Here is a 26,505-nt window from a genome sequence, read left to right on the forward strand (position 1 = left end):
CAACAAAAAAGGGACCCCGGAAAGTAAAATCCGGTCAGCCCCTTTTGAATGTATGATCTTTAAATTCAGAATCGATTATTTCTGCAGCAAGTAAATCCTTGCTTCGTATGGCTTCATCGTCATTTGGCTCTTAAGATCCGCATCCCCATCTTTATAGTTTCCGATTAACAGCTGCTTGCCGCTGACATTTTTCAGGTGATCTGGAAGCGTGAAGCCCGCTTCAGCTTTTGAAAAATTGGTGATGACGAGCAATGTTTCGTTTTCACCGTTTCTCGTGTACGCATAAAGCTGAGGATGATCCTCTAGAATCAACTCGTATTTCCCATGGACAACGACCGGGTAGTCCTTGCGCAGCCTGATAAGTTTTTTATAATAATGATAAACAGAGTTCTCATCCGCAACCGCTTCTTTAACATTGATCTGTTTATAGGCAGGGTTCACATTGATCCACGGAGTACCTGCTGTAAAACCGGCATTTTCACTGTCATCCCACTGCATCGGTGTCCGGGCATTGTCACGGCTTCGGTAATGGATCGCCTTTAAAATGTCATTTGCGTCTTTCCCTTTTTCCCCGACTTGTTCGCGGTACATATTGTGAATTTCAACATCCCGGTACTCTTCGACCGACTCAAAGGCCACGTTTGTCATGCCGATTTCCTGCCCCTGATAGATGTAAGGCGTCCCCTGCATCATATGGAGCCACGTCGCCAGCATCTTGGCACTTTCGACATGATATTCGCCATCATCACCAAAGCGGGAAACCGAGCGCGGCTGGTCATGGTTTTCCAGGTAAAGGCTATTCCATCCTTTTCCGTACAATCCTGTTTGCCACTTGGACATGATTTCTTTCAGATCAGACAGTTTCCATGGCTGCACGGACCATTTGCCGTTATCCCCCTCAGGGTCGATGTCCACATCCATGTGCTCAAATTGGAACAGCATGCTCATGACACCCGTTTCTTCATTCGTGAACCGGGCCGCATCCTCCGGCGTGACGCCAGGTGTTTCACCGACTGTCATCATGTCATAGCTGTTAAATACAGTTTCCTTCATTTCGCCGAGGTAGTCCATCAGCTTCGGGCCGTTGATGAAATAATCTGTGCCCGGCTGATAGTTGTCATTTTCCGATTGAACCGGTGCATCCGGCAGACCGGGGACTTTGGAAATCATGTTTATAACGTCCATCCTGAACCCGTCGACGCCGCGGTCAAGCCACCATTTCATCATGTCATAAACTTCACCGCGCAACACCGGGTTTTCCCAGTTTAGATCCGGCTGTTTTTTTGTAAAAAGATGCAGGTAGTATTCACCCGTCTGTTCATCATACTGCCACGCCGGCCCGCTGAAAAAGGAGGCCCAGTTGTTCGGTTCTTTGCCCTCTTTTCCTTTGCGCCAAATATAATAGTCCCGGTAAGGATTATCGCTGGATTTTCGGGATTCGACAAACCATTCATGTTCATCCGAAGAATGATTCACAACGAGATCCATGACAAGCTTGATGCCTCTTTTATGCATTTCAGCAATCAATTCGTCCCAGTCTTCAAGTGTCCCGAATTCTTCCATGATGCCGCGGTAATCGCTGATGTCATATCCATTATCATCATTCGGCGATTTATAAACGGGCGACAGCCATACAACATCGATGCCAAGGTCTTTCAAGTAATCAAGCCTGGAAATGATCCCCTGCAGGTCGCCGATTCCGTCTCCGTTTGAATCTTGGAAGCTGCGCGGATAAATTTGATAGATGACAGATTCTTTCCACCACTGGTTTGCCATATGCATCTCCTCCAACTCTTCTATGAATGTTTCTATATCCGAAAAGCAGAAACCCGCCTTAAAAGCGGGTTCATTCTCATTTGATTCCAGGAAAGCCAACTGATTAGGGCCTATACCGAATACCTGGCCGTTTCCCCATTTTCATCAACATAGTCGATCACAGACTTATTCGTCTTCAAATCAACAACTAATGTACAGTGTTTTTCACCTTTCGTCCAGGCAAGCCGGACTTCATTTTTTGCGGAATCCAGTACGGTAAAATCGCCATCAAATGCATCATATTCATTCCTGAATCGAATCAGCTTCAGCAGCCGTTGAACGACGTCTTTGCCAAGCGATTGCTCAATTTCTCCGAGGCTGAAATTATGGCGGTTAATTTCACGGCCGTCACCGGTTTCTTTCATTTTTTCTTCATCATTTTCACCGGCTAAAAGACCGACATAATAGACCTGCGGGACGCCCGGCGCGAAAAATTGAATAGCCCGGGCTGATAAGTACGCATCGTCATCCCGGCCAAGCACAGAGTAGTAGGTGCCTCTGATTTGATGGACATCAAAACCGTCTTCCGCCTTATGCTCATCTGATAAAATCAGGCTCAGGTTGGAACCTCTGTCGACACAGACATCCACCAATACCTGTGCTTCTTTTGTGTCAATCAAATCATCCAGATCCGGTTTGACGGGAATGCCGTCATGGCAGTCAAGCATCGTGAACTGTTTTTCCGGCCGGTCCTTTAAGTAGGAAACAAGCGCTTCACTGGACCCATTTGTCAGCGTCTCTAAAATCCGGTACGGCAGGATAAAGTCATAGATCCAGTAGCCTTTTTCCGCAAGCTTATATTGAATGGAAAAGTGGGAATGGATTTCCGGGAGCAGTTCGATGTCAAGGGAATCCGCCAGTTCTTTAATCCAATCCATGAACTTGAAAATGTCAGGTTCAACAAAGAAACAGCTTGTGCCCAGTTTTTTTATGACATAGCCAACCGCATCCAGCCTGACAATCTTGATGTTTTGCTCTTTGAAATTCATGAAGAAATCGGTGAAAAGCTGTTTCACTTTCTCTGAATGGACATCAAAATCAATTTGCTCGGAAGGGTCCGTTTTTCCGAACGTCGTCCAGACCCTTTCTTCTTCACCGGTATCTTCGATGGTGAATGTGGAATACGGCACTTTTCGGCGCAGGAACATTTTATCAATATCTTCTTGAACGGGTTCACCATCTTCCCAGATTTTATCCAGGGTTAGGAACAAGTCCGCATGCTCCGAGTTCCGTCCCTTCTTGAGAAAATCCTGAAAATACGGGGATTGTTTCGAAATATGATTCACCATCAGATCTACCAAAATATCAAAATTCTCCCCTATTTTACGGATATCTTCCCATGTCCCGAATTCCGGCTCAATCTCAAGGTACGTAAGCGGTGCAAATCCGCGGTCCCCTGAGGAAGGGAAAGGCGGAAGGATGTGGATGCCGCCTTTGAATATATCAGAGAAGTGTTCCATGAGCACCTTGTTAAGCGTCTTTAAGTCACCGCCCATTGAGTCCGGGTACGTGATAAGTTGGACTTTATTTTTCACTGCCATGCCTGTCCCCCCGCTGCTTTATATTGTTGTTCGATGGTTTCAAGTGACGGCAAGTCAACAACCGCACCTGTGTATTTCAATTTATACGCACTGACCATAAAGCCCAGTTCAAGCGCTTCTTTTATGGTACGCCCTTTAATTAAGGCTGAATAAAAGCCGGACCAGAAAGCATCTCCAGCCCCCGTCGTATCAACCACATCTGTTGCAAACGTATTGAAACGGAGGGTTTCCTTCCCATTCGAGACGATTGCCCCTTCTTCGCCCAGCGTCATGATCACAAGCTTCGGACCAAGCTCCAGGAACCTGGCGATTTGATTTTCATGGGTGTCTTTTCCGAACAATCTTTCAGCATCATCTTCAGACGGCTTCACGATATCAACCTTCCTGATGATATCCTTCACATACTCTGCGCCATTTTCCCCTTTTTCCCAGATCATCGGATGATAGTTCGGATCGAAACCGATGAGAAGGTTATGTTCTTTTGCTTGGGCAATGACTTTTTCGATTGTTTCGCGCACAGGTTTTCTGGAGATCGGCCAGCAGGAGAAGTGGACAATCTTCGAATGCGTGAGCGCGTTTTCAAGTTCAGGCGTATAAGCGAGATGATAGTCGGCGTCACGGTAAAAAATCGGAATCGGGCTCCGCTTGCTCTTGTTCACCAGCACCATGCTTGTTGAATAATCGACCCGCTGCACACACTTCGTATCTATGCCGACCCGGTCCAAATGGTTGATTAAGTATGTCCCCAAACCGTCCTGGCCGACTGCTGAAGCAACCAGGGAGTTGATACCCAGCCTCTTCACATTCATTGCAATATTTGAAGGCGATCCGCCGAAATAACGTTTGTATGAATCACACTCATAATTTTCTCCGTAAGCATCAGATATCATATCAATCAGAAGTTCACCGACCGTTAAAATATCGTTCTCTTTCTCTTGAAATTCAAATTTGTCTTCAAAGTTCAGCATCTCCGTTACTCCTCTGCCATTTGGAGGTACGGCAATAAAAAGCTTCCAGCCTCCAAATAAAATATCTCACCTGTAAGTGCTTTCAAATGAATGATACTATGCTGTCATATATATGTCAAACGTTTTCATATCCATGTGCTATTTAAAATCATTTTGACATACAGAAGTGTAAGATAACCATTTACATCATCTATCTAATATCCTTATTTTACAAGGTTATTTTGATGATTAACCCAATAATTCAGGCGCGGTATTTTAATATGGTAAGGTTTTCATACAAAATGTCTTTTTAGCCAAACAAATAGCCTGCGCTCGTAAAAACGCAGGCTTACATCTTGGTCATTGCCTGGCAATTGCCTGGCAATAGGAAATCAACGGGAAGGCAATTTTGGCATCCCGCCTTCTCCCGGCCAATTTTATTATTCTTCCTCTTCTTTATCACCATTCATGCCGGCATCTTCATCAGTGCCTTCGTCAGTACCCTCGCCTTCTTGCATATCTGCACCTTCATCACCGTTACCTTCATCAGTGCCCACTCCGGTACCTTCTTCTGTAGCATCCGTTCCTTCATCCATCGTATCATCTTCAGGAGCTTGTTCTTCTGTGCCACCGTTTTCTTCTTCTGCAGGATCAGCGTTATCCGCACAGCCAGTGATGAGCATCGCTGCAAGAAGAGAAGCGGAAATACGCAGCAGCCATTTCTTTTCCATTGTGTATAGCCTCCTTTCTATGTAGACTCCTCCTAACGGTTTGGTAAGCGCAGGAGTCGAGAGGTAGTATTCTCAGGAGGTGAACGCAATATACATTATTCCTCCGATTAGAGGTGCTTCACACCCAAAATCACTTGCTATAAATGAAGTAAAAGGCGGGGAAGGGCAACCGCACCACAAATAAACAACTATTCGTCTTAATCGAACCCGCTGCCTTTTAGACATCCCCTGAATAAAAAACCGGTTTCCATCTCTCAAAACAGGTCTTTTGCCGTGATATTTGCAACTCTCACAGAAGACTCTGGTTCATTTCAGCGGCAGAACCCATCATATAGGAATAAGAATTCTCTTTTCACGCTATATCCAGGGTAATTCACGCCGAACAACCAGACTTTCACGCCAACCAGACCCTTTTTCACGCCTTGAACCGAGTCTTTCGCGCCAAACCCCGCCATTCACGCCGAAACTCCACTGTTTCGTGCCATAAGTCCCCACTTTCACGCCAGCACACATCTCTTCGTATGTCTTCAAGTAGACATAGGCGAAGCTTCCCAGCTTGAAATTAACACTTTCCTATAAAACAAAAAGCCGGTCCCTGTATACGGAACCGGCTTTGATTTGATCAAAAACCAAAATCTTATTTATCAGCCATCAGGAAATCGCCTGTTTCAACTCCCATTTCCGCAGAGAATCGACCATGGCTGTCCCTTCAGCCGACATGCGCAATCCAGTCGAGCTTTCTTTCGGATAAATGCGGCCTGTCATCACTTTTTCGCCATTGTTAATGAACACTTCAATAGAGGAACGGTCGACAAACACATGTAAATGCAGTTTCCCTTTTTCCAGTTCGACCGGTGCTTTCCGGATTCCGCGGGGACCTTGTCCCGATTTGGTCCGGTCAAACGTCAGGAACCCTTCCTCTTTATCAAAGGAAAGAATCGTTTCTTCAGTTCCGGCGGTGTCTGTCCTCAGTTTCAAGGTGAACGCGGCGCTTTGTGTCATATCGACAGCCAATTCCAATTCATAGCAGTCGCCCGCTATCCCTTCGAGTTCTTTCTCACCATCAATGGTTACCTGTTGATAGGCAACCTCGTTTCCCCTTAACGTTTGCAGCTCCGGAACCGGCCTGCTGTACATGCGCCCATCCTCAATCGATAATTCACGCGGCACAGTCATCGCACCTGCCCAGCCAAATTCTTGTTCAGGCAGATCGTTTTCCCACATCGTCATCCAGGCAATCATGATCCTGCGGCCTTCATCGTCTGTCATGGTCTGAGGGGCATAGAAATCAAACCCATAATCAAGCAGCTGAAAATCGCCATGCTCGAACACACCCGTCTCATAATCCAACTCACCGACCCGGTAACCCGCCTGGTGCACATTCTGATAAAGATACCCTTCCGGCTTGACCCCCTGAGGCGATAATACCAGCACATCATGCCCGCCAAGGTTAAAAAGGTCGGGACATTCCCACATAAAACCTGCATTACCCGCTCCTTTTGCCGGGATATTGACAAATTCCCAATTTTCCAGGTCAGCGGACCGGTATAACAGAACCTGGCCGGCATCATTTTTCGTCTTCGAACCGATCACGCAATAATAGGTTCCATCATGCTCCCATACTTTCGGATCCCGAAAATGGTCCGGATGGACATCTCCTACAGGCGCAGCCTCTATGACCGGATTGCCCGCAATTTTTTCAAAATGGATGCCATCACGGCTGACTGCAAGGCACTGAACCTGTTCGAGGTCGATGTCAGGATTATCCCCTGTCCATTTATGGCCGGTATACATGAGAAAGAGCTTCCCGTCTTTTTCGATGGCACTCCCTGAAAAGCAGCCATCCCGGTCATATTCTTCACTGGGGGCAAGGGCGATCGGAAGGTGTTCCCATACGGCTAAATCCTTGCTTTTGGCATGGCCCCAGTGCATCGGCCCCCATTCCGCAGAATAAGGATGGTGCTGATAAAACAGGTGGTATTCCCCGTTGAAGAAACTGAAACCGTTCGGGTCATTCATCCAGTATGCCGGCGGCGTTATGTGATAAAGGGGCTTCCAGTAGCTCTTTTCCGCTGTTTCCTTTCCCTTTTGAACAGATTGTTGCGCCTTTTCCAGTAACTCTTCATGGTTTTTCATTGCGTATCACTCCAACTATTCCTGTTGCCGATTTCTCAGTACTCAATCGTTATGATAAGTTCTGTATCAATGCCGCTGCAGTCCACTTCATAATACTTCCCTTCCTGCTTCGCCGCCTCAGTTTCCATTCCATTCACGTAAACTGCCTGAGGTGTTTTCCCGGAAACGAATCCAAACGTTCCGCCTTCCATGAGTTTAAATACCGCCGTGTTTTCTTCCTGAAGCAGTATCTCGACTGTCAGCGGCCCAAGGTACTTATCAACGAGGCCCAGCGGTGCGATGCCCGAAAACGGAACCAGGGTATATAGTAAAGCCTTGTCTTTCGCAAGGCTGACTCTTTTCTCCTCATCAAACTCAATCAATTCGGCTTCTTTTGTGAAGAAGTTGAATAAAGCGTACGTACCGCTCTCAAGGTGCGGAATATCAGCAGGTTTAAAGCTGCCCGCACACGTATCCCCTTCTTCATCAATGTTAAAGAGCGCCAGTGCTGCCGCTTCACCAAGTTTATTCCAAACTTTGATCGGCACTTTGTCTTTATTGGGGTTGACAAACAGCATATCAGCTGTCGGCAATCCCGGCTGATCGGCGCGGAGCACCCGGCCATCTTTCAAAATAAGCGGCCATACCTTATCCGGGTCCGTTGCGCCGATCCGGTCACTGAAATATACCGGTCCGCCGCTCACCGCCCTCAGGACAGCATTCGGTACGTCTTCATCGTGGTTCGTCCAGAACATATCCCAATCGCCCCAGTAAAACTGACTATGGAACAAGCTGTTATATGCATTTTGCAGCGCATGCTCTTTAAAGCTGATCTCTTTTCCCGGCACAAAATCATCACTATTCCGGGACACACCCGACACCGGCCGGTACCATATATTTTCGGAAGCCATACCCATACAATTGATCATCGCATGGCGAAAGTGGTTTCCTGCTGCCGCTTCAATTGCCGTATGGGTCCCATACGCACTTTTCCCGGCCGGAAAATGGTGACGGAAAAAGTTATTGACCGCACTCTGGCTGTCCACTTTCACAAAATCGACGCCCGCATTCCTTAGTGTTTCATAAAAATGGTTCCAAAAGCCAAACCCGGCCGGTCCGTCTGGTGCCGGCAGCAGCTTGCCGTTATTGGTCTTGTACAGGTGCTTCTTTAAATCCGAGGCCAGCTCGCTGTCCGGGCTGATGCCTCCCCAATACCCAAACAGCGTATGCCATACCCCGACCCAGTTTACATCATGCTCTGTTTTCAAGCGGTTGACGGCGGCAGACAGGCCCTCCGGGAATTTACGCTCATCCGCCTGAAAAGACCGTAATGTTTTATTATCTGTATCCTGCCATCCGTCATCGATCATCACCCATTTTACCGGAAGGCCGTGCCGGTTCAACTCAGCCATTTTCTCCAGGAGCTTCGTTTCGCTCACTTCATGATAAAAAGCATCCCAGCTGCACCAGCCCAGATATTCGAAAACTTCGGGATAATTGCGTTCATCCCTTTTGCGGACCGGCACATCCAGATGGCCGCTGACCATATCAGTCGCTTCTGTCACCAGACGAAACGGATCTTCACCGGAAACTAGAGCAAACACGAACGAATCAAGTTTATCGCACCCCTCCGTATAAGGGGAAAGATGCATCATCAATCCCGTACCGCCGCCCGACAATTCCGCCTTGCAGTCCATCGTTACAGCCGGAACCAAATAAGTGTACAGCCCATTTTCCCGCCATAGAACCGATTGGGTCCGTTCAGGCAAATCGGTAAACGACGATGAAAATACCGGCCGTGTCCACCAATCATTGAAGTGGTAAAAAGCAAGAAGGCTTTCCGGCTGGAAAACCTCACTAATCTCAATTGTTACCGCATCAACAGAAGCGAAAGATTTCTGCGAGAAAAACACCTCTTCCTGTTCAATGGCCGCCTCAATCCATCCCGTAACGGAACGTGCAGAGATTTGGAGCTTCACTTTTACGAGGATTCCCGCCTCATCATCTATACAATGTAAAATGGTGTCCCCGCTTGATTCCCCGGTTATTTTCGAGGCCGGCAGGGAGAAAACTTTGCCGTCATCAAGCTTAACGTTGACTTTAATCTGATTCTTTACATTATGTTTATCTAGTGAATATAACGCAGGATATGTCATGTGTCCCCTCAACCCCTTTCCGTGTAATCGATTCCAGCAGCACGTGATCAAGCTTCGTAAACCATTGCTTCATACGGTTTAAGTTTTACCGGCCGCTGTCCAGTTTTAGAAAGTACATCATTTGAAAGGATGACGTTTTGGACAGGCAAATCGATTTGCACTGCTTCTTCCTCATTGGTGAAATTGCATGCCACGACAATCGTCTTATCATGATCGAACCGTTTATAAGCAAATACGGCTGGATTATCCTCATCAAGCTGCTCATATTTTCCGAAAACAATGCAATTTGAATAAGGACTGTCCTTCCGCAAAGAAATCAATCGCTTATAAAAGAAATATAAGGAATCAGAATCATTAAGGGCATTCTGGACATTTACCTCTTTCACGTTTTCGTTTACATCGAGCCACGGCACGCCTTCAGTGAATCCCGCATTCTTTGAATCATTCCACTGCATCGGGGTCCTGGCATGGTCCCTGCTTCTGCGTCCTGCGGCATCAAGCGCTTCCTTTTCACTGAAGCCATCTCTCATTGCCAGAGCATATTGATTGTGGGTGCTGATATCATCATAACGGTCAATCGAACCGTAATCGGCATTTGTCATTCCGATTTCCTGTCCTTGATAAATGAATGGTGTTCCTCTTAGTAAAAAGTACATTGCCGCCAGCATTTTTTGGGCTTTCACGCCAGCCCCTTGCTCCCGGAGAAACTTGTTCAGCGAACGGGGATGATCGTGATTCTCAATATAAAGGGCACCCCATCCGGACTCATTCAATACTTGCTGGCTTTGATTGATGGTCCGCTTCAAATCCAGCAGACTCCAATTCACAGGCCTGGTCCATTTCCCTTCTTTGCCAAGGTCGAGGTCCACATGGTCAAATTCAAATAACATATTAAAATGGCCTTCAGGCCCGACAAATCGAGGCAGTTCGGAAGCCTTCACCCCGGGTGCCTCAGCGACCGTAACAATTTCGTATTTTTCAAATGTCTCCTCTTTCAATTCACGTAAAAGAGGGTGAATTCCAGGCTGATTTAAGCTCCCCTCCTGAACTTGCACCAAACCATCGTTATCATCGGCAGGCAAGCTGGAGAAATCGGCTCTTTTCTTGATAAAGGTGATGGCGTCAACGCGAAAGCCGGCAATCCCCTTTTCAAGCCACCAATTAACCATTCCGTATACAGCCTGCCTCACATCTTGATTTTCCCAATTCAAGTCAGGCTGTTTTTTGGAAAAAACATGGAGGTAATATTGATTCGTCTTTTCGTCGTATTCCCAGGCCGGCCCGCCAAAAATGGACCGCCAATTATTCGGCGGCGAGCCGTCATGTTTCGGGTCTTTCCAAATGTACCAGTCTCTTTTTTCACTGGCCTTTGAACTGCGTGATTCGATAAACCACTCGTGTTCGTCGGATGTGTGGTTGACAACAAGGTCCATCATGATGTTGATGTTCCTCCTGCCAGCTTCTTCAATGACTTTTTCCATATCTTCCATCGTTCCGAATTGCTCCGCTATCGCATAATAGTCGGAAATATCGTATCCGTTGTCATCCATCGGCGACTGATAGACAGGGCTTAACCAGATGAGGTCGATTCCCAGATTCTTCAGGTAATCCAGTTTTTCAATAATCCCCGGCAAATCACCGATTCCATCGTTATTCGAATCGTAGAAGCTTTTTGGATAAATTTGATATACGACCGAATTTTTCCACCACTGTGGTTCCATTATTTGATCGCCCCTTCGATTACCCCTTTAATGATTTGTTTCTGGGCAATGAAGTAGAAGATCAATACCGGAATGATTGCCAGCACAAGTGCCGCCATTGCTGAACCATAGTTAGATGTATATTTTCCAAAGAAATAGAATGTCGACAGCGGAATCGTCCTGGTCTCTTCAGAAACGAGCACAAGGGATGGCAGCAGGAAGTCATTCCAGATCCAAAGTACATCCAAAATTGCGATGGTGGTTGTGATCGGTTTCAGCATCGGAAAGACAACCTTCCAAAACACCTGGAATCGGGACGCGCCGTCAATGAGTGCCGCTTCTTCAAGTTCCAGCGGAATGTTCTTAATGAAACCATGGAACATGAAGGTGGCAAGACTGACACCAAAGCCCAGGTAGAAAAACGAAAGGGTCCATTTGCTGTTAAGCATATCAAGCCCGCCGTAAATTTTCACGAACGGAATCATCAGTGCCTGGAATGGGATGATCATCGACGCAACCAGGATCAGCAAAATATATTTATTCATTTTCCATTTCCATCTGACCAGGAAGTAGGCCAGCATAGAGCCAAAAATAATGATCAGCGTGACGGATACAACCGTAATCACGAGCGAGTTCCAAAAGGCCGAAGCGAACTTCATCGTCTCAAACGCTTCGATATAGTTGTCGAAGCTCCACTTTTCCGGTAAACCTAATGGGTCTTTGATAATCGGAAGCCGCTCTTTAAAGGAGTTCATGATAATCAGAATGAAGGGAAAAATGTACATGACGAAAAGTATGGATGAAATGGCAAACATCGCATATGGCTTCAATTTTTTCTTCAACATTATGATTCCACCTCCATCTTCTTCATGACTGCAACCTGGCCAATGGCAATAACGGCTACAACAAGGAATAAAATTAATGCTTTAGCCTGTCCCGGGCCAAAGTTTTGGTACAAGAACGCCTCGTTGTAAACATGCATTGCAATCAATTCCGTTGAACGGAACGGGCCGCCTCTTGTCAGGGAGAGGTTCGTGTCATACACCATGAAGCTCCGCTGCAGCGTTAAGAACAACGAAATCGTAAACGAAGGGATCATTAACGGAATCTTGATTCTCAAAAGCTGCTGCCAAACGGATGCCCCATCCAGCGTTGCTGCCTCAAGCAACGATTTTTGAATTCCCATCAATCCCGCAATGTAAATAAGCATCATATAACCGGATGATTGCCATACACCTACAATAACAAGGGACCAGAACGCTTTATCCGGATCCGCAAGCCATGAACTTGAAAAAATCGGCATATTGAACATATCTCCGAAGTGAACGATTACACGGGAAAAAATAAACTGCCAGATGAAACCAAGAATGATCCCGCCAATCAGGTTAGGCGTGAAAAAGCCCATCCTGAAACCATTTTGGCCTTTCATGCCGCTCGTCACGAGCAAAGCCAATCCAAACGCAATCACGTTCGTCAACACCAATGTGTAGAACGTATATTTAAACGTGATGCCAAGCGAGTGCCAGAAGTTCGCATCAGTAAATGCACTCACGTAATTGCTGAAACCTGTGAATTCGAAAGACAAAGTGGAACCTGTCGAATTGGTAAATGTCATGAATATCCCCAGGAGGAAAGGAGCAATCACCACTACGAAGAAAGCAAAGAGAGGAACTAGGGCAAACATGGAAAAAACCTTCAGTTTTTCGGAAAAACTTTGCTGATTATACATATCTTTTACCTCCAAAACGACTTACTTAAGGAGAGTGGGATAAGCTTAGCCGCTTATCCCACCTTCCATACCATTTACTTATTTACTGGACCAGTAATCATTGAACTCTTTGAACAATCCTTCACGGTCGATTTCATCAGCCAGGTACTTCTGCATAGGCGCTCCCATTGCAGGCCATGCATCAGCCGGGTAATAAAGGTTTACCCACTCAAGCGTCTTTCCAGCATCCATATAGTCCACAATTGATTGTGAAAGTGTATCTTGCGGAGCTGCATCGATGTTGTCATAGACCGGAATAAAATTCAGTTCGTTCACGTAAGCATCCTGGCCTTCTCCGAATACCATCCAATCCAGGAACTCAAGTGCAGCTTGCTGCTCTTCTTCAGTTGACTGCGATTCATCGACTGTCCAATAAGAAGGGACACCTACAGAGATTTCGCTGTTGCCGTAATCCTCTGCATTATTGCTGATCGGTACAGGCAAGAATCCGTATTCTCCTTCTGGGTCAACTTCTTTGATTTGCGGATATGCCCAGTTACCCATGAACCAGAGTCCCACTTCACCACTCGCAAGGGAAAGAGGACCTTCATCATATTGCGGTGCCAGCGGAGCATCTTTTGTTGAGTTATACTCTTTCATCAAATCGAAAGTGTCCATCCAGCCGTTGAATTTGTCATTGTTCGCAAACTCAACGTTTCCATCCTTGGCATCCTGCAGGAACTGGTGACGCTCCTCAAGTTCTGTTGACTGGGTCGCAAACGGAATGTTCGTTAAGTGCGCACCAAGTGACCAATCCATCGGTGAAACATGAATGGCTTCTTTTCCATCAAGTGCAGCCACTTTATCGAATAGATCCTTCAGTTCATCACGTGTCTTCACAGTAGCCGGATCAAATTCGCTTCCGACTGCTTCATCAAGAACTTGTTGATTGTAGATGTAGCCAAAAGCTTCAACCGTTACAGGCATACCATAGTATTTATCATCTTTTTTCATAAACTCAAGTGAACCGGGCTGTGCATGCTCAACCCATTCCTGGTCGGACAGATCAAGAAGCTTGTCCCCGAACTCTTCAAACTCCGACGCCATCATCATGATTGTCGGCGCATTATTGGAAGAATAAAGCGACGTCATTTTTTCATAAGAGTTCTGCCCCGCTAGCGGAATGACAGATACCTCGATATCATGAGTCGAATTAAATTCTTTTACCATATCTTCAAACTGGCCGATAACTTCCGGCTTACCGATCAGAACAGAAATCTTTGTTTTATCTTTAGAAGACCCTGAACTTCCTTCAGACCCGCCGCAAGCTGCCAGCAATGAAACCGTTAACAAAAATACAAGAAACAATGATACTATTTTGCGCACTTTGATTGCCTCCCCTTTTCACTTTGTTTTTCGTAAGTGCTTACATTGACATTCTACTCTGTGTTCCACATATATGTCAAACGTTTTCATATAAATTATTTCATGAAAAAATGTTGTCTCCTGCCAGTTATTTTCTGAAACGCTTGACCTACAAGCCTTTTTCTTGTTTCTATCCTCTGGTAATTAACCATCCAGCCCTTATTTATTCTGTATTTCACCTATATATATGATAAGGTTTCCACATATAATCAGAGATATTGTTTACTTTTCCTTGCATTATTCTTTACCTTTCGTATATCATAAGGTATGATAACGTTTACATGTTCAGGAGTTCCAACGGTGAACCCCTTAAAGAACGACGAATTGATCTAAGGGAGATCTGTTATGACAAATATCAAAGATGTGGCCCAGAAGGCCGGTGTCTCCGTAACAACCGTTTCAAGGGTCTTTAATAATAGAGGATATATCAGCAAGGAAACCAGAGAAAAAGTCATGAAAGCAATGGAGGAAGTTGACTATCAACCGAACCAAATTGCAAGAGCCCTCCAGAAAAGCCAGTCCTACTTGATTGGAGTCATTGTTCCAGACTCCAACCATCCCTTCTTCTCTGATCTTGTTAAATATATTGAGATGTACGCAAGTGAAAAAAATTACAAGATACTGCTCTGCAATTCACTTGGAGATGCTGAAAAAGAAGCCAATTACATCAGCATGCTGAGGCAAAACCGTGTTGACGGGATAATCATGTGCAGCCATACCCTGCAGGTTGAGCAATATAAAAAAGCGAACCTGCCGATCGTTTCATTCGACAGGATTTTGTCCAATAATATTCCCTATGTAGGGTCAGACAACTTTTTGGGCGGTGAACTGGCTACTCGGCACCTGATTGAAAACGGGTGTAAAAATCTGCTCCATATTTCCGGGCCGTCAGAACTTGACTCACTTCCTAACCGGCGGACAGATGCATTTAAACTTACCTGCATGAAACATGACATCCCCTTCACGATAGTGGAAGGTGCCCTTAACAAATTGACCTTCGACTATTTTTGGGATTTCATCAATAAGGAAGTTTCCAAATATCTCCGCGATATAGACGGCGTTTTTTGCAGCAATGACACGGTAGCTTACGCCCTCTATATTTATGCAATAAAAAACGGCATCAAAGTGCCGGAAGACTTACAGATCGTCGGATATGACAATCACAGTTTCACCAGGATGCTGCAAACTCCGAGGCTGACAACAATCAGCCAGCCGACTGACCGCATCGGTAAAGTATTATCGAACACATTGATTAAAATAATTGAAAAGGAAGACACTGAAACGATTAACAATACCATTATCGATGTCAGTTTGATTCAGGGGGATACTACGAGGCCACTGTCAGTTCAAACAGCAGAAACAACTGGCTGATTGAGATTATACGCCGGTGTGACTTATGAAAAACAAGCCCTACACCGGCAATTACTTCGGGAAACCGTTGACACATCATCTGGCCTTAACCTTCCTCCGCCATGCCTTACTTCGGGTGGAAGTTTCTCGCCTGTAACAGTAAAAAGGGCAGCTCCAGCAATAACTGGGGCTGCCCTTTTTCACCTATATTTCTTTACTGCAGCGCAAACATAATCTCCGCTTCGCAAACAAGTTCGCCGTTCACAGTGGCAACACCTTTGCCTTTGCCCATCGGCCCTTTGAAGCGCAGCATTTCGACTTCGAGACGGAGCTGGTCGCCGGGGCGGACTTGCTTTTTGAAGCGGCATTTGTCGATGCCGGTGAAGAATGCAAGTTTTCCGCGGTTTTCTTCAGGCTTCAGCATGGCGACAGCTCCGGTCTGGGCCAGCGCTTCCACGATCAAGACACCGGGCATGACCGGGTAGTCCGGAAAGTGGCCGTTGAAGAACTCTTCGTTTGCTGTCACGTTTTTGGTGGCGACGGCGCGTTTTCCTTCTTCAATTTCCTCAATCCGGTCGATCAGCAAAAACGGGTAGCGGTGCGGGATGATTTCTTTGATTTCCTGAATATCGAGCATGCGGTCCCCTCCTGGGTTTATTCTTTTTCAACTATATCCAGTATATGGACCCATGTCTCTTTTTTCAAGGCATCAGCGGGTTCGCCCTCGCCGATGACGCCGTAGCCGACCATCAATCCTGCAATAAGAGACAGGGCGATCAGCGCAATGACGATAAGCAACCGAAGCCAGATCGGGATAAGGCGAACCCTCACTTTGTAAGGCTTCGTTTTTTCTTTCACTTCCTTATTCTTTTTCGCTTCTGCTTTCCGGGCTTCGCGCTTTTCTGTACGCGATTCCTGCTCCGTTTGGCTTGCCATCATGTCTTTACTCCTTTATCTCAATCCATTGATTAGCCCCATCATCTGGTCAGAGATGGAAATGGATTTTGCGTTGAATTGATAGGCGCGCTGCGTCATGACCATATCGGTCATTTCTTTGGAAAAATCGACGTTCGATGCTTCCAGCGCTCCTTGTCTGATTGAAACATTTTCAGCGCCGCGGATGATATCTTCGGCCTGTACCTCTAATCTATTTAATTCCTCTTCCCCAGGCAACGCAAACCGGTTATCCCCGATTTGATTCAAAAGCTGGGGACGGGTCACTTCAGCAATTTGCAGGCGGCCGGCTTCTACAGGTCCGTTCGCGGTTTCGGCTGTTATACTGCCGTCTTCGGAAATGGTGATCGATTCAAAACCGGCCGGAATGGTGATCGGGCCGGTTTCCCCCATCACAAAATCGCCGTTTCCGGTCACAAGCCGGAGCTCTGCCGGATTCGCGTCGTTCGGCGTCACGTAGAATGCGCCGTTGCGGGTATATTGGATTTCAGGCTGGCCGTTGCGGTCAACCTGGATTTGAAAGAGCTGGTTTTCTTTTGCAAGGGCAACGTCGAGCGGGCGGTCCGTCGGGGTGACTGTTCCCTGTGCAAACAGGATATTCGTTTCACCGATTCTTGCCCCTGCGCCAACGCGGATGCCTTCCGGAGTCAGCCGTTTGGCTTCATCGCCGGACTGGTTGTTGATCTGCCGGACGAGCAATTCGCCGAATTGGGTTTCACGTTTCTTATATCCATGTGTATTCAAATTGGACAGGTTACTGCCGATTGTATCAAGACGCTTTTGCAGCTGTCCCATTGTTACAGATGAAGTGATCATTGAACGGTTCATCTTTTATCCCCCTTACGTGAGCCTGCCGACTTCATTGGCCGCTTTATCCATGCTTCTGTCGTAAGCCTGAAGCACCTTCTGGTTCGCTTCAAACGCACGGTAAGCTGTCATCATGTCAGTCATCGTCTGCTGAAGGTCGACATTTGAGCGCTCGAGGAAGCCCTGCTTGACCGTGAATGAGGCATCTCCGGCCTCAAGGACGTTTTCAAGGGGTTGTCCATCATTGCGGAATAGACCGTTCCCTTCTTTGACAAGTTCATTCGGGTTGCGGGACAGCGCGATGTTCAGACTGCCGGCAACAATCCCATTTTCTGTTACTATGCCGTTTTCGTCAATGGTAAAATTGTTGCTATTCAGTTCGATCGGTTCGCCGTCAGTCCCAAGAACCATAAACCCTTCATTCGTCGTCAGCCGGCCGTTTGCATCAATTGCAAAATTGCCGTTTCGTGTATAACGGAGCTCATCACCGGCACCGACCGTAAAAAACAGCCCCGCTTGCAGGCCCTCTTCGTTAACAGGCAGTGTGCCGGCAATGAGTGCCGCGTCACTGTTATTGCCTGTTTCGGTCAGGTCGCCTTGTATGAAGTTCGGCATCGTTTCCTGCATGTAAGCGCCAGTATTCAAACCGCCAATACGCGTAGAATCGCGCACCGGCACGGGACCATCAGCTTTTCCGATCCGGTGCATGAGCATTTCCGGAAACGCCCGGAGCGAGCTTTGGTCCGCTTTGTAGCCCGGCGTCTGGGAGTTGGCGAGATTGTTGGACAGCATTTCCTGCCTGCGCTGCTGGGAAATCATGCCGGCAGCTGCCGTATAAAAGCCTCGTAACATAGATGACACTCCTTTAGAAGGGAACTAGTCCTGGTGTACTTTATTCATAGAAGGGAAAAACCCTCAGAAACTGCTTTCCATATCGAATGTTATGCATAACAGGCCTGTCCGGTCGGGAGGCGAGCATAGCCTGTCTTTCGTTTTATCGGTTGAAAAATTCCGTAACTTAAGCGATTCAGCCGAGTTTGCGCGCCGGGATCCGGTCTATGCTGTCGAGCATGATTCCGGTACCTGCAGCAACGGCTCCGAGCGGATCGTCTGCGACCAGCACCGGCACCTTCAATTGTTCGGCAAGAAGCTGGTCCATGCCGTGAAGCAAAGCCCCTCCGCCAGTGAGTATGATGCCGCGGTCAATAATATCCGCTGACAGTTCAGGCGGTGTTTTTTCAAGCACGCTTTTGGCTGTCTGGACAATGACATCAACCGATTCACGGAGTGCCTTTTCGACTTCTTCGGAATTTATCGCAATTGTGCGCGGCAGCCCTGTCATCATGTCGCGGCCGCGAATCTCGATTTCTGCGCTGCGGGAACCAGGGAAAACGGTTGCCACTTCAAGTTTGATGGCTTCGGCTGTCCGTTCGCCGATTAAAAGCTTGTACTCTTTTTTAATATAGTTGAGGATTTCCTGGTCGAACTTATCCCCAGCCATTTTAATAGAAGCGGCGGTGACGATACTGCCCATCGATAGAACCGCAACATCCGTCGTTCCACCGCCGATATCGACTACCATATTGCCGCTCGGCTGGAAAATATCCATCCCTGCGCCAATAGCCGCCACTTTAGGTTCTTCTTCCAGAAAGACTTTTTTCGCGCCGGATTTTTCAGCTGCTTCCCGGATCGCCTTCTGTTCAACAGAAGTGATGTTGGTCGGGCAGCAAATGAGCATGCGCGGCTTCGATAAAAAGCCTTTCACATTGATTTTTTCAATAAAATGCTTAAGCATCGCTTCAGTAACATCAAAATCTGCAATGACTCCATCCTTCAATGGCCGGATCGCCACGATGTTTCCCGGTGTACGTCCTACCATGCGGCGTGCTTCTTCGCCGACGGCAAGGGCTCTGCCGGTATTTTTATCAATAGCGACAACGGACGGCTCGTTGAGAACGATTCCTTTTCCCTTCACATGAATGAGCACGTTCGCCGTGCCCAGGTCGATTCCAATATCCCTTGAAAACATCTTTCTGAAATCCTCCCTGCATAAATCTATAATCACTTGATGTATTTACATTAATATGCGCAAGTCTCTAATGATATATTTTATCACAAGTCAACGCAAATAGTATGTTTTTGTAGAAATATGCAGAAAAGAATTTTTATTTTGCGACCTCTGTTTTCTCCTCCTCAGCTAAAACATCAGTATCACGCTTGTATTTCAGCTTTGTCGCCTCTCCTCCGCGCAAGTGGCGGATCGATTTATGGTAATCAAGGATTTTCTTCACTTCGTTCGCCAACTCCGGATGAATGTCTGGCAGCCGTTCAGTCAAATCTTTGTGAACGGTGCTCTTTGATACGCCAAATTCTTTTGCAATCACACGAACGGTCTTTTTCGTCTCCACGATATACTGCCCGATCTTGATGGTCCTCTCTTTGATGTAATCGTGCACACCACTCGCCTCCCCAGGTTGTGGATGAGATAAGTGTGAAATGAGACTGAAGTGAACCGCATTCCCTGCTGCCGATTCCTGGTGTCTAATAAGTTTCATATGAACTGCTGCAAACCTGTCTTTGTATGTCACCGCACATTCTCACCTCAAACCCTCTCTTGTTAGGTTTACAACATTGTATTAACCCCGGAACAGGAATATACCAAAAAGTCAAGAGGGACAAGGGATTTGTACGACTTTTTTCGATTTGGGAGGTGATTTGGGGAGGGCTCGGTGCAATTGCCTGGCAATTGCGAGGCAATTATGGGCGAAAAGGCCTATGGTTGCCTGGCAATTGCCAGGCAACCATAGGCCGCTGCATTATAAGAGGAGATTGCGGGATTGGCTGTCGGTGGCGTGGAGGAGTTCGGCCCATGTTTTAGCGCCGCGGTCCTGGAATTGGCGGAGGAGTTCTGAGAACAGGTATGCGGTTGTCAGGGAGTCGCCGAGGGCGCTGTGGCGTTCGTAGATGCGGGTGCCGAATGCCATGGCGTATCGCTCGAGGTCGCGCATGTCCCAGGATGGGGCCAGGAAGCCGATCAAATCGAGCGTATCGATGGCCGGCACTTTCGGAAATGAATATTTTCCGCGGGCGAGTTCGTATTTCAGGACGAGCAAATCAAAGGGTACATAATGTCCGACAAGGCAGTTTGTTTCCCGGCTTTCCACGAACTCAAAAAAATCACTTAACCCTTCCATGCTCTTTGGTGCACCACTAACCTTTTCCTCTGTGATCCCAGTAAGCTCGACAATTTTCTCCGGTATCGGGCGGGTCGGATTGACAAAGGTCTGGAATGTTTCTTTTTCAAGGACCGTGCTGCCCTTCATCGGCACCCCGGCAATCTCAATGAGGCGGTCTTCTGCTGAAATTTCAAAGCCGGTCGTTTCGGTATCAAAGATGATAAAATTCAATTCCTCAACGGGTGTCGAGAGCGGAATGTCTTCATTTATGCCGTGAGAGAAAGGTTTGCGTTTCCAGAACATTGCACCGGTTTCCCCTTTCAAGTTTGTGATTCGGTGTACATTGCCGGGAATTTTCGTCAATATTTCCCCGGCAATGAACAAAAAACTTACCTTTTTTACAAATCTACAAAGAAAAATGCGAAAACATCTGGCTTTGCAAGTCTTTTATTGTCCTGAGGCTGAACAGTAATTCTTCCTTTCTTTTTGTTGAAAGACTGTTGAGCTTCAGAATTGAGGAAGAAGATTCGCCCCGGGAATATTGCCTGTATTTCAACGTAACATATTCTTTCATGATGATGCTGAAGGCATCCTCGAGATCAGCTTCAAACCTGCTCGAGAATACGCCGGCACCTGCCAGTTTTCTGATCCGTTCAAGCGGTGTTCCCGAAGTAATCCGGTGCGCAAAGGCCAGGATTTGCAGGCTGTGATGGAATGGAAACAGCACATTCTTTTTCAAATCGATTTCCTTGCGCTGCAGCCCGAATAGCGCCCTCAGCGGCTGGCCTGGAACAGGGACCGGCTGCACTTTCTCACGCTGGGCAAGTCTGTATAAAAAAATCTTGGAATGATCGAGCTGGCTTACAATAGCCTGCTGCAGTTCGTCATCCAGCGTTTCACTTCCGAATATGAACCGGTTGGAAAAGAAGACTTGAGAAAGCATCAGCGCCTCATTCGTCGATTGCAGGTTCCACTGGCGGAGCCGCTCCTGCCATGCATTCACCGTCCCGCGCCATGCCGCTGAACTTGCCATCATATTGCCGTTGCATTTTGCATATCCCGCTTTTTCAAGGAGCCGGACAATTTCTTCACTGAGACTTTGAAAATAGGAGCGAACCTCTTCCTTATCCGTGTTTCCGAATACGAGGAAATGATCCTGGTCGGTCAACAGGAACTGCTCTCCGCGGCCGGAGCTGCCCATTTGGTAGAAAGCGAACGGCACCGGCGGTTTTTCTTCCACTTTTTCAAGAGCAAGGTCTATTACGCGGCTTACAAGGCGGTCGTACAGTCCGGTTATGATATCAAGTGTCCGCATTACCGGGACCTCGTCCTCAAGCAGGGTGCCAAGCACATCATAAATGGCATTTTTTATCGTCGGCAGTTCTTCTTCTCCTGCCGTTTCAAGCTTCTCAACGACTTTTACCATGTTTTCGTTTTTCTTGCGGAGCAAATCGGACAGCGTGACGACCCCGATCGGCCGTCCTTCTTCCAAAACCGGAAGATGTTTGACACCGTGAACGAGCATCACAGAAAGGGCTTCGTAAAAGTATGCCGTCCGTTTAATCGTAAACGGATCCCTGGTCATTGCGGCAGTCACTTTTGAATCAGCAGGCAGCGCCCTGCTCACGATCCGGTTCACCAGGTCTTTTTCGGTCAGGATGCCGGCGAGACTTCCCTTGTCTGTAACGAGGAGCGAGCTTGTGCGCTCGCCTACCATCAACTTTGCAGCCTCCTGTACGGAAAGGCTTACTTCACCAGTTAGTGCCGGCTGCGACATGACATCCTGGACCCTGAGGACAATACCGCGGCCCTCACCGAAACGCCCTGCCATTTTCACCTGATCGGCAAGGGAGGAATAAACGTCTTTCAAGCGCACAGCAACTTGAAGGAGAATGTAGTCGCGGACGTCCGGGTCTGTCCATCTTTCACGGATGACTGAAAAAGGGATGCTGAGTGCATGTACATTGTCGATCGCCCGGACTTCAACAAGACGCTCGCCTCCCATCCCGGTTTCGCCGAGAAAATCAGCAAGGCTTGAAAATCCGATGATTTCATCCTTTTTCACAATCTCCAATACTTCCCGGTCGTCAATGCTGTTTCCCTGCACGTACACTTCAGCTGCTCCTTGCAGCACAAGAAGCAAGCCATCGCGCTGCTGGCTTGCTTTAAAGATCGTGCCGTCTTTAGGAAATGTTTTTTCAAGACAGAGGGAGAGCACATGCTGTGCTTCCCCTGCCGGCAAATTTGAAAAGAAAGGATGCCCTTTCACCTGCTCATATAAATCCAAATTAACTGATATCTTTTTCTGCTGACCCGTCATTTAACCATACCTCGCCATCTTTATAGGTCATTTGTTCAGGGTAGCGCAGGTCCATAACTTCCTCCTGGATTTTCTGGGATGGCGCCGGTGTCGCAAGGGAAACAATGATGTTCGTCAGAAATGCGGCCGTTGCACCGAAGATTCCTGCACCTGTATCAATGATTCCCGCAATGGTGAAACCGCCGAATTTTGCTGCAAAAATGTAGCCGAGTGTCACAGCAAGGCCGACGATCATGCCCCAGACAACACCGTGTGCATTGGCGCGTTTCCACCAGACCCCGAGGACAAGTGCCGGGAAGAATGTTCCGGATGCAAGCGCAAATGCCCATGCGACAATTTGCGTGATCGCTCCCGGAGGATCAAGTGCAGTAATGCCCGCAAGAACAGTCGCAATAACAATCGTCCAGCGCCCTACTGCCAGGCGGTTCTTCTCGGTAGCATCCGGCTTGAATACACGATAATAAATGTCATGTGCGAACGATGATGAAATCGCAATCAGCAGGCCGCCCGCCGTCGAAAGAGCCGCGGCCATCGCACCGGCAGCAACCAGGCCGATGACAAAGACACCGAGATTGGCGATTTCAGGAGTCGCCATAACGACGATATCCTTGGAAATGACCAATTCCGCCCATTGCAAAATGCCGTCGCCGTTCGAGTCGGCAACCTGGAGCATGCCGGTGTTCACCCACGTCGTTGTCCATTCAGGCAAGTTTGAAATCTGCTGGCCGACTACGTTCTTCATCAGGATGAAGCGGGAGAATGCAGCATATGCGGGTGCAGACAGGTAAAGCAGTCCGATGAACAGAAGCGCCCATGCACCGCTCCAGCGTGCCGCTTTCATCGTTGAAACGGTATAGAAACGGACGATGACGTGGGGAAGTCCCGCCGTACCGGCCATCAATGTAAACATAAGGGCAAGGAACTGCCATTTTGTTCCCTGTTCAAACGGTGCAAAATATTCCGAGATGCCGAGTTCCCGGTCGATTTCGCCTAGCTCTGAAACCGTGTTTCCGTACGATGTCCAAGGCAGCGGATTGCCGGAAATCTGCATCGACATGAAGATGATCGGGATCAAGTACGCAATGATCAAAATGACGTACTGTGCCACCTGCGTCCAGGTGATCCCTTTCATTCCGCCGAATGCGGCATAGGTGGCAATCAGGACGACCCCGATCATAACACCGATTTTCGCATCGACTTCAAACAGGCGGCCGATGACGACACCCGATCCTGATAACTGGCCGATTGAATAAGTGAAACTTATGATGATCGTAGCGATCGCAGCGATGACACGGGCGGTATGGCTGTTGAACCGGTCACCGATAAACTCCGGCACCGTGTAGCGGCCGTATTTCCTGAGCTGCGGAGCCAGCAGGAAGGTCAGGAGCAGATATCCGCCTGTCCAGCCCATAATGTAGGCTAGTCCATCGTAGCCAAGAAGCATGACGGTACCAGCCAGCCCGATAAACGACGCGGCACTCATCCAGTCGGCGCCGATTGCCATGCCGTTGAAGACCGGAGGGACACCGCGCCCCGCCACATAGAAGTCTGATGTTTGCTTCGCTTTATTGAAAACCGCAATCCCAATATAGATTGCAAAAGTCGCCAAAATCAATCCAGTCGAGACTAAAAATTGAGTATCCATCTTTTTCCCCCTTGATTTTTACGCTTATCATTTTAATGATCAAGATGGAGGAACCGGCATCCTTTTTGTCTATCGGATGCTGACCGGTCAGTTAGTTGCGTAAGAAAAATAAAATAAAATTTCTGATTTCCCGCTAACCACCGGTTATTCCGTATTCCTCTTTCGGTTTGCTTCTGTAGTTTTCAGTGAAAGGTGGAGCTGAAGCAAAGCATTTGTCGAAAAAACGTGAAAGCGCTTCCCTGCCGGCGCTTTAATATAGCACCCCTGTTGATTTCTTTGTAAAAGAAAAGCGTGCAAGTATAAGCCTTTTCAGTTAATGGTCCACTGTTTTTCCGCCACTGATCTGTTTATTGCGTGATTCATCAATTCCGAATTTCCGATCGATTTTGTCACTTAATACCGCATTTACGAACAGCAGCAGAATAAATACGACAATGGCGCCCTGTGCACCCATAAAGTAGTGGAACGGGAATCCGTTAAAGCTTACATTCGAAAAAACTTCGGCAAACAAGACAACACCAAAGGAAACAAGCGCCCAAATAATCAAATAAAATACAATGTTGCGGGTGCGTGCGCGGAAATAAGCATCCGCATGTTCTTTGCTGATTTTTTTCATTTCATGACTCCTCTCGGTTAATGGATTGGCCGTTTTCATTTCGGCAGCCAGGCTGGATTTTACCCGGTACTTTTCCGAATCCAGGGATTTCCCCTGGAAAGGGTTGCGGGTAACTGGCTGTTCGCTTTTTCAATTCACTCTGTACGTCATCTAACGCAGGTTGAAAATGAATTTGACGGTATCAAAAAACGGGGCTGGAACCATAGCAACTTCTACAGTCACATACAAAACAAGCGCAGCAAGTGGAACAAGCAATAATTGGGGTCTTTGCTTCCGGACAGCAAAGAAAAAACTGGCGATTGATAAAACTATCATAACGATTGGAAACAGCATCTTTCAAACTCCTCTCCGAATAAGATTCGGCCCATTTTCCGTATAGGACGCCCTCCTTACCTTTTGCAACAATATTGTGAATATTCATTATTATTACAGAAATATTCTGAATACTCAAGTACTTTTTTATTTTTTTGGACAAACTTTTTTTAGTGCGAGCACAGGAGTTGGTGAGAGGTGCCTGGCAATTGCGACGCAATTGCCAGGCACCTCTCACACTGGAAGCGCTTTCAAAAAAACTAAAGAAAGCGGATACGTATTTTATTATTTAGAAATCTTTCCAGGCGGTTGACTGCCCGTTTCCACCATAGTAGTATTGGCTACCGTATTTGGATTTTAACTGGAAAAAGATTTGTGCATTTAGTGATAGATTTAATTGATCGAAATGGTGTAGGCGGCCGCTTAACATCTTAGAATTTTTACAGAAAGCCGGGATATTGTGCGTATTAGTTTCGTTTCATTGAGCATTTATTTTGTTGGCATTATCATACTTGCATTCGGGACAAGCCTTATGCTTGAGGTGAAGCATCTGGGCATCGCGCCGTGGGATGTACTTACTGTCGGTTTAGTCGAACACTTTGGCTTAACGTTCGGAACCTGGAACATGATGATCGGCCTCGTCCTGGTCGGAATCGTATCGCTAGTGAACCGGGCGCTGATTCATATCGGAACGGTCATGAATACCCTCCTGATCGGCCCGATGGTGGACTTCTACCGGTCGCTCGAATTTATTCCCGTTCTCGATGAGCGATGGGAACAATATTTTCTTCTCATAGCAGGAATTTTGCTGAATGGTTTCGGCAGCGGCATGTATGTCGCCGCCCGCCTTGGAGCCGGCCCCAGGGACGGTGTCCTGTTGACACTTTCCCAGAAGCTTAACATGTCGACGCCCAAAACACGGCTCATGCTTGAAAGCTCCATCCTCATAATAGGAATCATAATCGGCGGCCCATTCTTTCTTGGTACGCTGCTTGTATCACCGCTTCTCGGCCCTGTGTTCAGTTTCTCAAACACACGATGGGGCAAAATCCGGACTGGCCTGGAAAAATCCCATCCGAAACTGACCCATTCCTTCTAAGTTTCCTGCCTGTAAAGATTATTCGACAAGTGACAGGCACCGCGTAACAAGCACAAAAAAATTGCCTGGCAATTGCCAGGCAATTTTA

General features: G+C 47.3%; 24 protein-coding genes. 2 read left to right on the forward strand and 22 right to left on the reverse strand.

The window, feature by feature from the left end:
* Window positions 1-75: 75 nt before the first annotated feature.
* The 11 genes from A4U59_RS16985 to A4U59_RS17030 all read right to left on the reverse strand — a co-directional run bounded on the left by A4U59_RS16985 (window position 76) and on the right by A4U59_RS17030 (window position 14,099).
* The gene (locus tag A4U59_RS16985; RefSeq protein ID WP_066174936.1) at window positions 76-1,776 is read right to left on the reverse strand and encodes a glycoside hydrolase family 13 protein; all 1,701 of its coding nucleotides are present in this window, start codon (window positions 1,774-1,776) and stop codon (window positions 76-78) included.
* Between the two features lie 110 nt (window positions 1,777-1,886).
* Window positions 1,887-3,356 (reverse strand): sucrose phosphorylase, encoded by a 1,470-nt coding sequence (gtfA, locus tag A4U59_RS16990; protein ID WP_066174938.1) that lies wholly within the window; start codon window positions 3,354-3,356, stop codon window positions 1,887-1,889.
* Complete coding sequence (locus tag A4U59_RS16995) at window positions 3,347-4,324, reverse strand: carbohydrate kinase family protein (RefSeq protein WP_066174940.1); 978 nt, start codon at window positions 4,322-4,324, stop codon at window positions 3,347-3,349. The genes gtfA and A4U59_RS16995 overlap by 10 nt, the downstream gene beginning before the upstream one ends.
* A gap of 419 nt (window positions 4,325-4,743) precedes the next feature.
* Complete coding sequence (locus A4U59_RS17000; RefSeq protein WP_066174942.1) at window positions 4,744-5,034, reverse strand: hypothetical protein; 291 nt, start codon at window positions 5,032-5,034, stop codon at window positions 4,744-4,746.
* Window positions 5,035-5,391: 357 nt separating this feature from the next.
* Entirely contained in the window at window positions 5,392-5,565 is a 174-nt protein-coding gene (locus A4U59_RS21895) for a hypothetical protein (protein WP_169823997.1), read from the reverse strand.
* Between the two features lie 120 nt (window positions 5,566-5,685).
* Complete coding sequence (locus A4U59_RS17005) at window positions 5,686-7,170, reverse strand: glycoside hydrolase family 32 protein (protein WP_066174944.1); 1,485 nt, start codon at window positions 7,168-7,170, stop codon at window positions 5,686-5,688.
* A gap of 35 nt (window positions 7,171-7,205) precedes the next feature.
* Window positions 7,206-9,305: a Sip1-related alpha-galactosidase gene (locus tag A4U59_RS17010; protein ID WP_066174947.1), complete on the reverse strand. Its 2,100-nt coding sequence runs from the start codon at window positions 9,303-9,305 to the stop codon at window positions 7,206-7,208.
* 47 nt (window positions 9,306-9,352) lie between these two features.
* Window positions 9,353-11,026: a glycoside hydrolase family 13 protein gene (locus A4U59_RS17015; protein WP_066174949.1), complete on the reverse strand. Its 1,674-nt coding sequence runs from the start codon at window positions 11,024-11,026 to the stop codon at window positions 9,353-9,355.
* Entirely contained in the window at window positions 11,026-11,850 is an 825-nt protein-coding gene (locus A4U59_RS17020; RefSeq protein ID WP_066174951.1) for a carbohydrate ABC transporter permease, read from the reverse strand. Before A4U59_RS17020 ends, A4U59_RS17015 begins: the two co-directional genes overlap by 1 nt.
* Window positions 11,850-12,734, reverse strand: a complete 885-nt coding sequence (locus A4U59_RS17025) for a carbohydrate ABC transporter permease (protein WP_066174953.1) — start codon at window positions 12,732-12,734, stop codon at window positions 11,850-11,852. Before A4U59_RS17025 ends, A4U59_RS17020 begins: the two co-directional genes overlap by 1 nt.
* A 78-nt stretch (window positions 12,735-12,812) precedes the next feature.
* Entirely contained in the window at window positions 12,813-14,099 is a 1,287-nt protein-coding gene (locus tag A4U59_RS17030; protein WP_066174955.1) for an ABC transporter substrate-binding protein, read from the reverse strand.
* Between the two features lie 384 nt (window positions 14,100-14,483).
* Between A4U59_RS17030 and A4U59_RS17035 the strand changes: the two genes are divergently transcribed.
* Window positions 14,484-15,509, forward strand: coding sequence for a LacI family DNA-binding transcriptional regulator (locus A4U59_RS17035; protein ID WP_066174956.1), 1,026 nt, complete (start codon window positions 14,484-14,486; stop codon window positions 15,507-15,509).
* A gap of 193 nt (window positions 15,510-15,702) precedes the next feature.
* Here A4U59_RS17035 and fabZ read toward each other — a convergent pair whose 3' ends face one another.
* The 11 genes from fabZ to A4U59_RS17090 form a co-directional block, all read right to left on the reverse strand.
* On the reverse strand, window positions 15,703-16,125 hold the full coding sequence (gene fabZ / locus A4U59_RS17040; protein ID WP_066174958.1) for a 3-hydroxyacyl-ACP dehydratase FabZ: 423 nt from the start codon (window positions 16,123-16,125) through the stop codon (window positions 15,703-15,705).
* A gap of 17 nt (window positions 16,126-16,142) precedes the next feature.
* On the reverse strand, window positions 16,143-16,424 hold the full coding sequence (locus A4U59_RS17045) for a DNA-directed RNA polymerase subunit beta (protein ID WP_066174989.1): 282 nt from the start codon (window positions 16,422-16,424) through the stop codon (window positions 16,143-16,145).
* Window positions 16,425-16,439: 15 nt separating this feature from the next.
* On the reverse strand, window positions 16,440-17,270 hold the full coding sequence (locus A4U59_RS17050; RefSeq protein ID WP_066174960.1) for a flagellar hook-basal body protein: 831 nt from the start codon (window positions 17,268-17,270) through the stop codon (window positions 16,440-16,442).
* A gap of 12 nt (window positions 17,271-17,282) precedes the next feature.
* The gene (locus A4U59_RS17055; protein WP_066174962.1) at window positions 17,283-18,101 is read right to left on the reverse strand and encodes a flagellar hook-basal body protein; all 819 of its coding nucleotides are present in this window, start codon (window positions 18,099-18,101) and stop codon (window positions 17,283-17,285) included.
* 175 nt (window positions 18,102-18,276) lie between these two features.
* Window positions 18,277-19,278: a rod shape-determining protein gene (mreB, locus tag A4U59_RS17060; protein WP_066174964.1), complete on the reverse strand. Its 1,002-nt coding sequence runs from the start codon at window positions 19,276-19,278 to the stop codon at window positions 18,277-18,279.
* Window positions 19,279-19,414: 136 nt separating this feature from the next.
* Complete coding sequence (spoIIID, locus tag A4U59_RS17065) at window positions 19,415-19,705, reverse strand: sporulation transcriptional regulator SpoIIID (protein WP_066174966.1); 291 nt, start codon at window positions 19,703-19,705, stop codon at window positions 19,415-19,417.
* A 360-nt stretch (window positions 19,706-20,065) separates the two neighbouring features.
* Window positions 20,066-20,728, reverse strand: a complete 663-nt coding sequence (locus tag A4U59_RS17070) for a 3'-5' exonuclease (RefSeq protein WP_066174991.1) — start codon at window positions 20,726-20,728, stop codon at window positions 20,066-20,068.
* A gap of 103 nt (window positions 20,729-20,831) precedes the next feature.
* The gene (locus tag A4U59_RS17075; RefSeq protein WP_245680582.1) at window positions 20,832-22,712 is read right to left on the reverse strand and encodes a DUF294 nucleotidyltransferase-like domain-containing protein; all 1,881 of its coding nucleotides are present in this window, start codon (window positions 22,710-22,712) and stop codon (window positions 20,832-20,834) included.
* 1 nt (window position 22,713) lies between these two features.
* Window positions 22,714-24,390 carry a sodium:solute symporter family protein gene (locus tag A4U59_RS17080; RefSeq protein ID WP_066174970.1) on the reverse strand — a complete coding sequence of 559 codons (1,677 nt, stop codon included), beginning with the start codon at window positions 24,388-24,390 and terminating at the stop codon, window positions 22,714-22,716.
* Window positions 24,391-24,703: 313 nt separating this feature from the next.
* The gene (locus A4U59_RS17085; protein WP_066174972.1) at window positions 24,704-25,006 is read right to left on the reverse strand and encodes a DUF4212 domain-containing protein; all 303 of its coding nucleotides are present in this window, start codon (window positions 25,004-25,006) and stop codon (window positions 24,704-24,706) included.
* Between the two features lie 150 nt (window positions 25,007-25,156).
* Window positions 25,157-25,339, reverse strand: coding sequence for a hypothetical protein (locus A4U59_RS17090; protein ID WP_066174974.1), 183 nt, complete (start codon window positions 25,337-25,339; stop codon window positions 25,157-25,159).
* A 460-nt stretch (window positions 25,340-25,799) separates the two neighbouring features.
* Here A4U59_RS17090 and A4U59_RS17095 point away from each other — a divergent pair, with 460 nt between their 5' ends.
* Entirely contained in the window at window positions 25,800-26,417 is a 618-nt protein-coding gene (locus A4U59_RS17095; protein WP_083270923.1) for a YczE/YyaS/YitT family protein, read from the forward strand.
* The last annotated feature ends 88 nt before the right edge of the window (window positions 26,418-26,505 follow it).

The organism is Bacillus marinisedimentorum (assembly GCF_001644195.2).
Classification (GTDB): Bacteria; Bacillota; Bacilli; order Bacillales; family Bacillaceae_O; genus Bacillus_BL; species Bacillus_BL marinisedimentorum.

What these genes read in the sequence shown, in the direction of transcription:
- A4U59_RS16995 (WP_066174940.1), bottom strand. Translation starts at nt 4,324, where the DNA reads ATGCTGAACTTTGAAGACAAATTTGAATTTCAAGAGAAAGAGAACGAT.
- A4U59_RS17080 (WP_066174970.1), bottom strand. Translation starts at nt 24,390, where the DNA reads ATGGATACTCAATTTTTAGTCTCGACTGGATTGATTTTGGCGACTTTT.
- gtfA (WP_066174938.1), bottom strand. Translation starts at nt 3,356, where the DNA reads ATGGCAGTGAAAAATAAAGTCCAACTTATCACGTACCCGGACTCAATG.
- A4U59_RS17045 (WP_066174989.1), bottom strand. Translation starts at nt 16,424, where the DNA reads ATGGCAAGCCAAACGGAGCAGGAATCGCGTACAGAAAAGCGCGAAGCC.
- A4U59_RS17090 (WP_066174974.1), bottom strand. Translation starts at nt 25,339, where the DNA reads ATGCTGTTTCCAATCGTTATGATAGTTTTATCAATCGCCAGTTTTTTC.
- A4U59_RS17050 (WP_066174960.1), bottom strand. Translation starts at nt 17,270, where the DNA reads ATGAACCGTTCAATGATCACTTCATCTGTAACAATGGGACAGCTGCAA.
- A4U59_RS17010 (WP_066174947.1), bottom strand. Translation starts at nt 9,305, where the DNA reads ATGACATATCCTGCGTTATATTCACTAGATAAACATAATGTAAAGAAT.
- A4U59_RS17055 (WP_066174962.1), bottom strand. Translation starts at nt 18,101, where the DNA reads ATGTTACGAGGCTTTTATACGGCAGCTGCCGGCATGATTTCCCAGCAG.
- A4U59_RS17000 (WP_066174942.1), bottom strand. Translation starts at nt 5,034, where the DNA reads ATGGAAAAGAAATGGCTGCTGCGTATTTCCGCTTCTCTTCTTGCAGCG.
- A4U59_RS17035 (WP_066174956.1), top strand. Translation starts at nt 14,484, where the DNA reads ATGACAAATATCAAAGATGTGGCCCAGAAGGCCGGTGTCTCCGTAACA.
- A4U59_RS17070 (WP_066174991.1), bottom strand. Translation starts at nt 20,728, where the DNA reads ATGTTCTGGAAACGCAAACCTTTCTCTCACGGCATAAATGAAGACATT.
- A4U59_RS17015 (WP_066174949.1), bottom strand. Translation starts at nt 11,026, where the DNA reads ATGGAACCACAGTGGTGGAAAAATTCGGTCGTATATCAAATTTATCCA.
- mreB (WP_066174964.1), bottom strand. Translation starts at nt 19,278, where the DNA reads ATGTTTTCAAGGGATATTGGAATCGACCTGGGCACGGCGAACGTGCTC.
- A4U59_RS17005 (WP_066174944.1), bottom strand. Translation starts at nt 7,170, where the DNA reads ATGAAAAACCATGAAGAGTTACTGGAAAAGGCGCAACAATCTGTTCAA.
- A4U59_RS17085 (WP_066174972.1), bottom strand. Translation starts at nt 25,006, where the DNA reads ATGAAAAAAATCAGCAAAGAACATGCGGATGCTTATTTCCGCGCACGC.
- A4U59_RS17020 (WP_066174951.1), bottom strand. Translation starts at nt 11,850, where the DNA reads ATGTTGAAGAAAAAATTGAAGCCATATGCGATGTTTGCCATTTCATCC.
- A4U59_RS17025 (WP_066174953.1), bottom strand. Translation starts at nt 12,734, where the DNA reads ATGTATAATCAGCAAAGTTTTTCCGAAAAACTGAAGGTTTTTTCCATG.
- A4U59_RS16985 (WP_066174936.1), bottom strand. Translation starts at nt 1,776, where the DNA reads ATGGCAAACCAGTGGTGGAAAGAATCTGTCATCTATCAAATTTATCCG.
- fabZ (WP_066174958.1), bottom strand. Translation starts at nt 16,125, where the DNA reads ATGCTCGATATTCAGGAAATCAAAGAAATCATCCCGCACCGCTACCCG.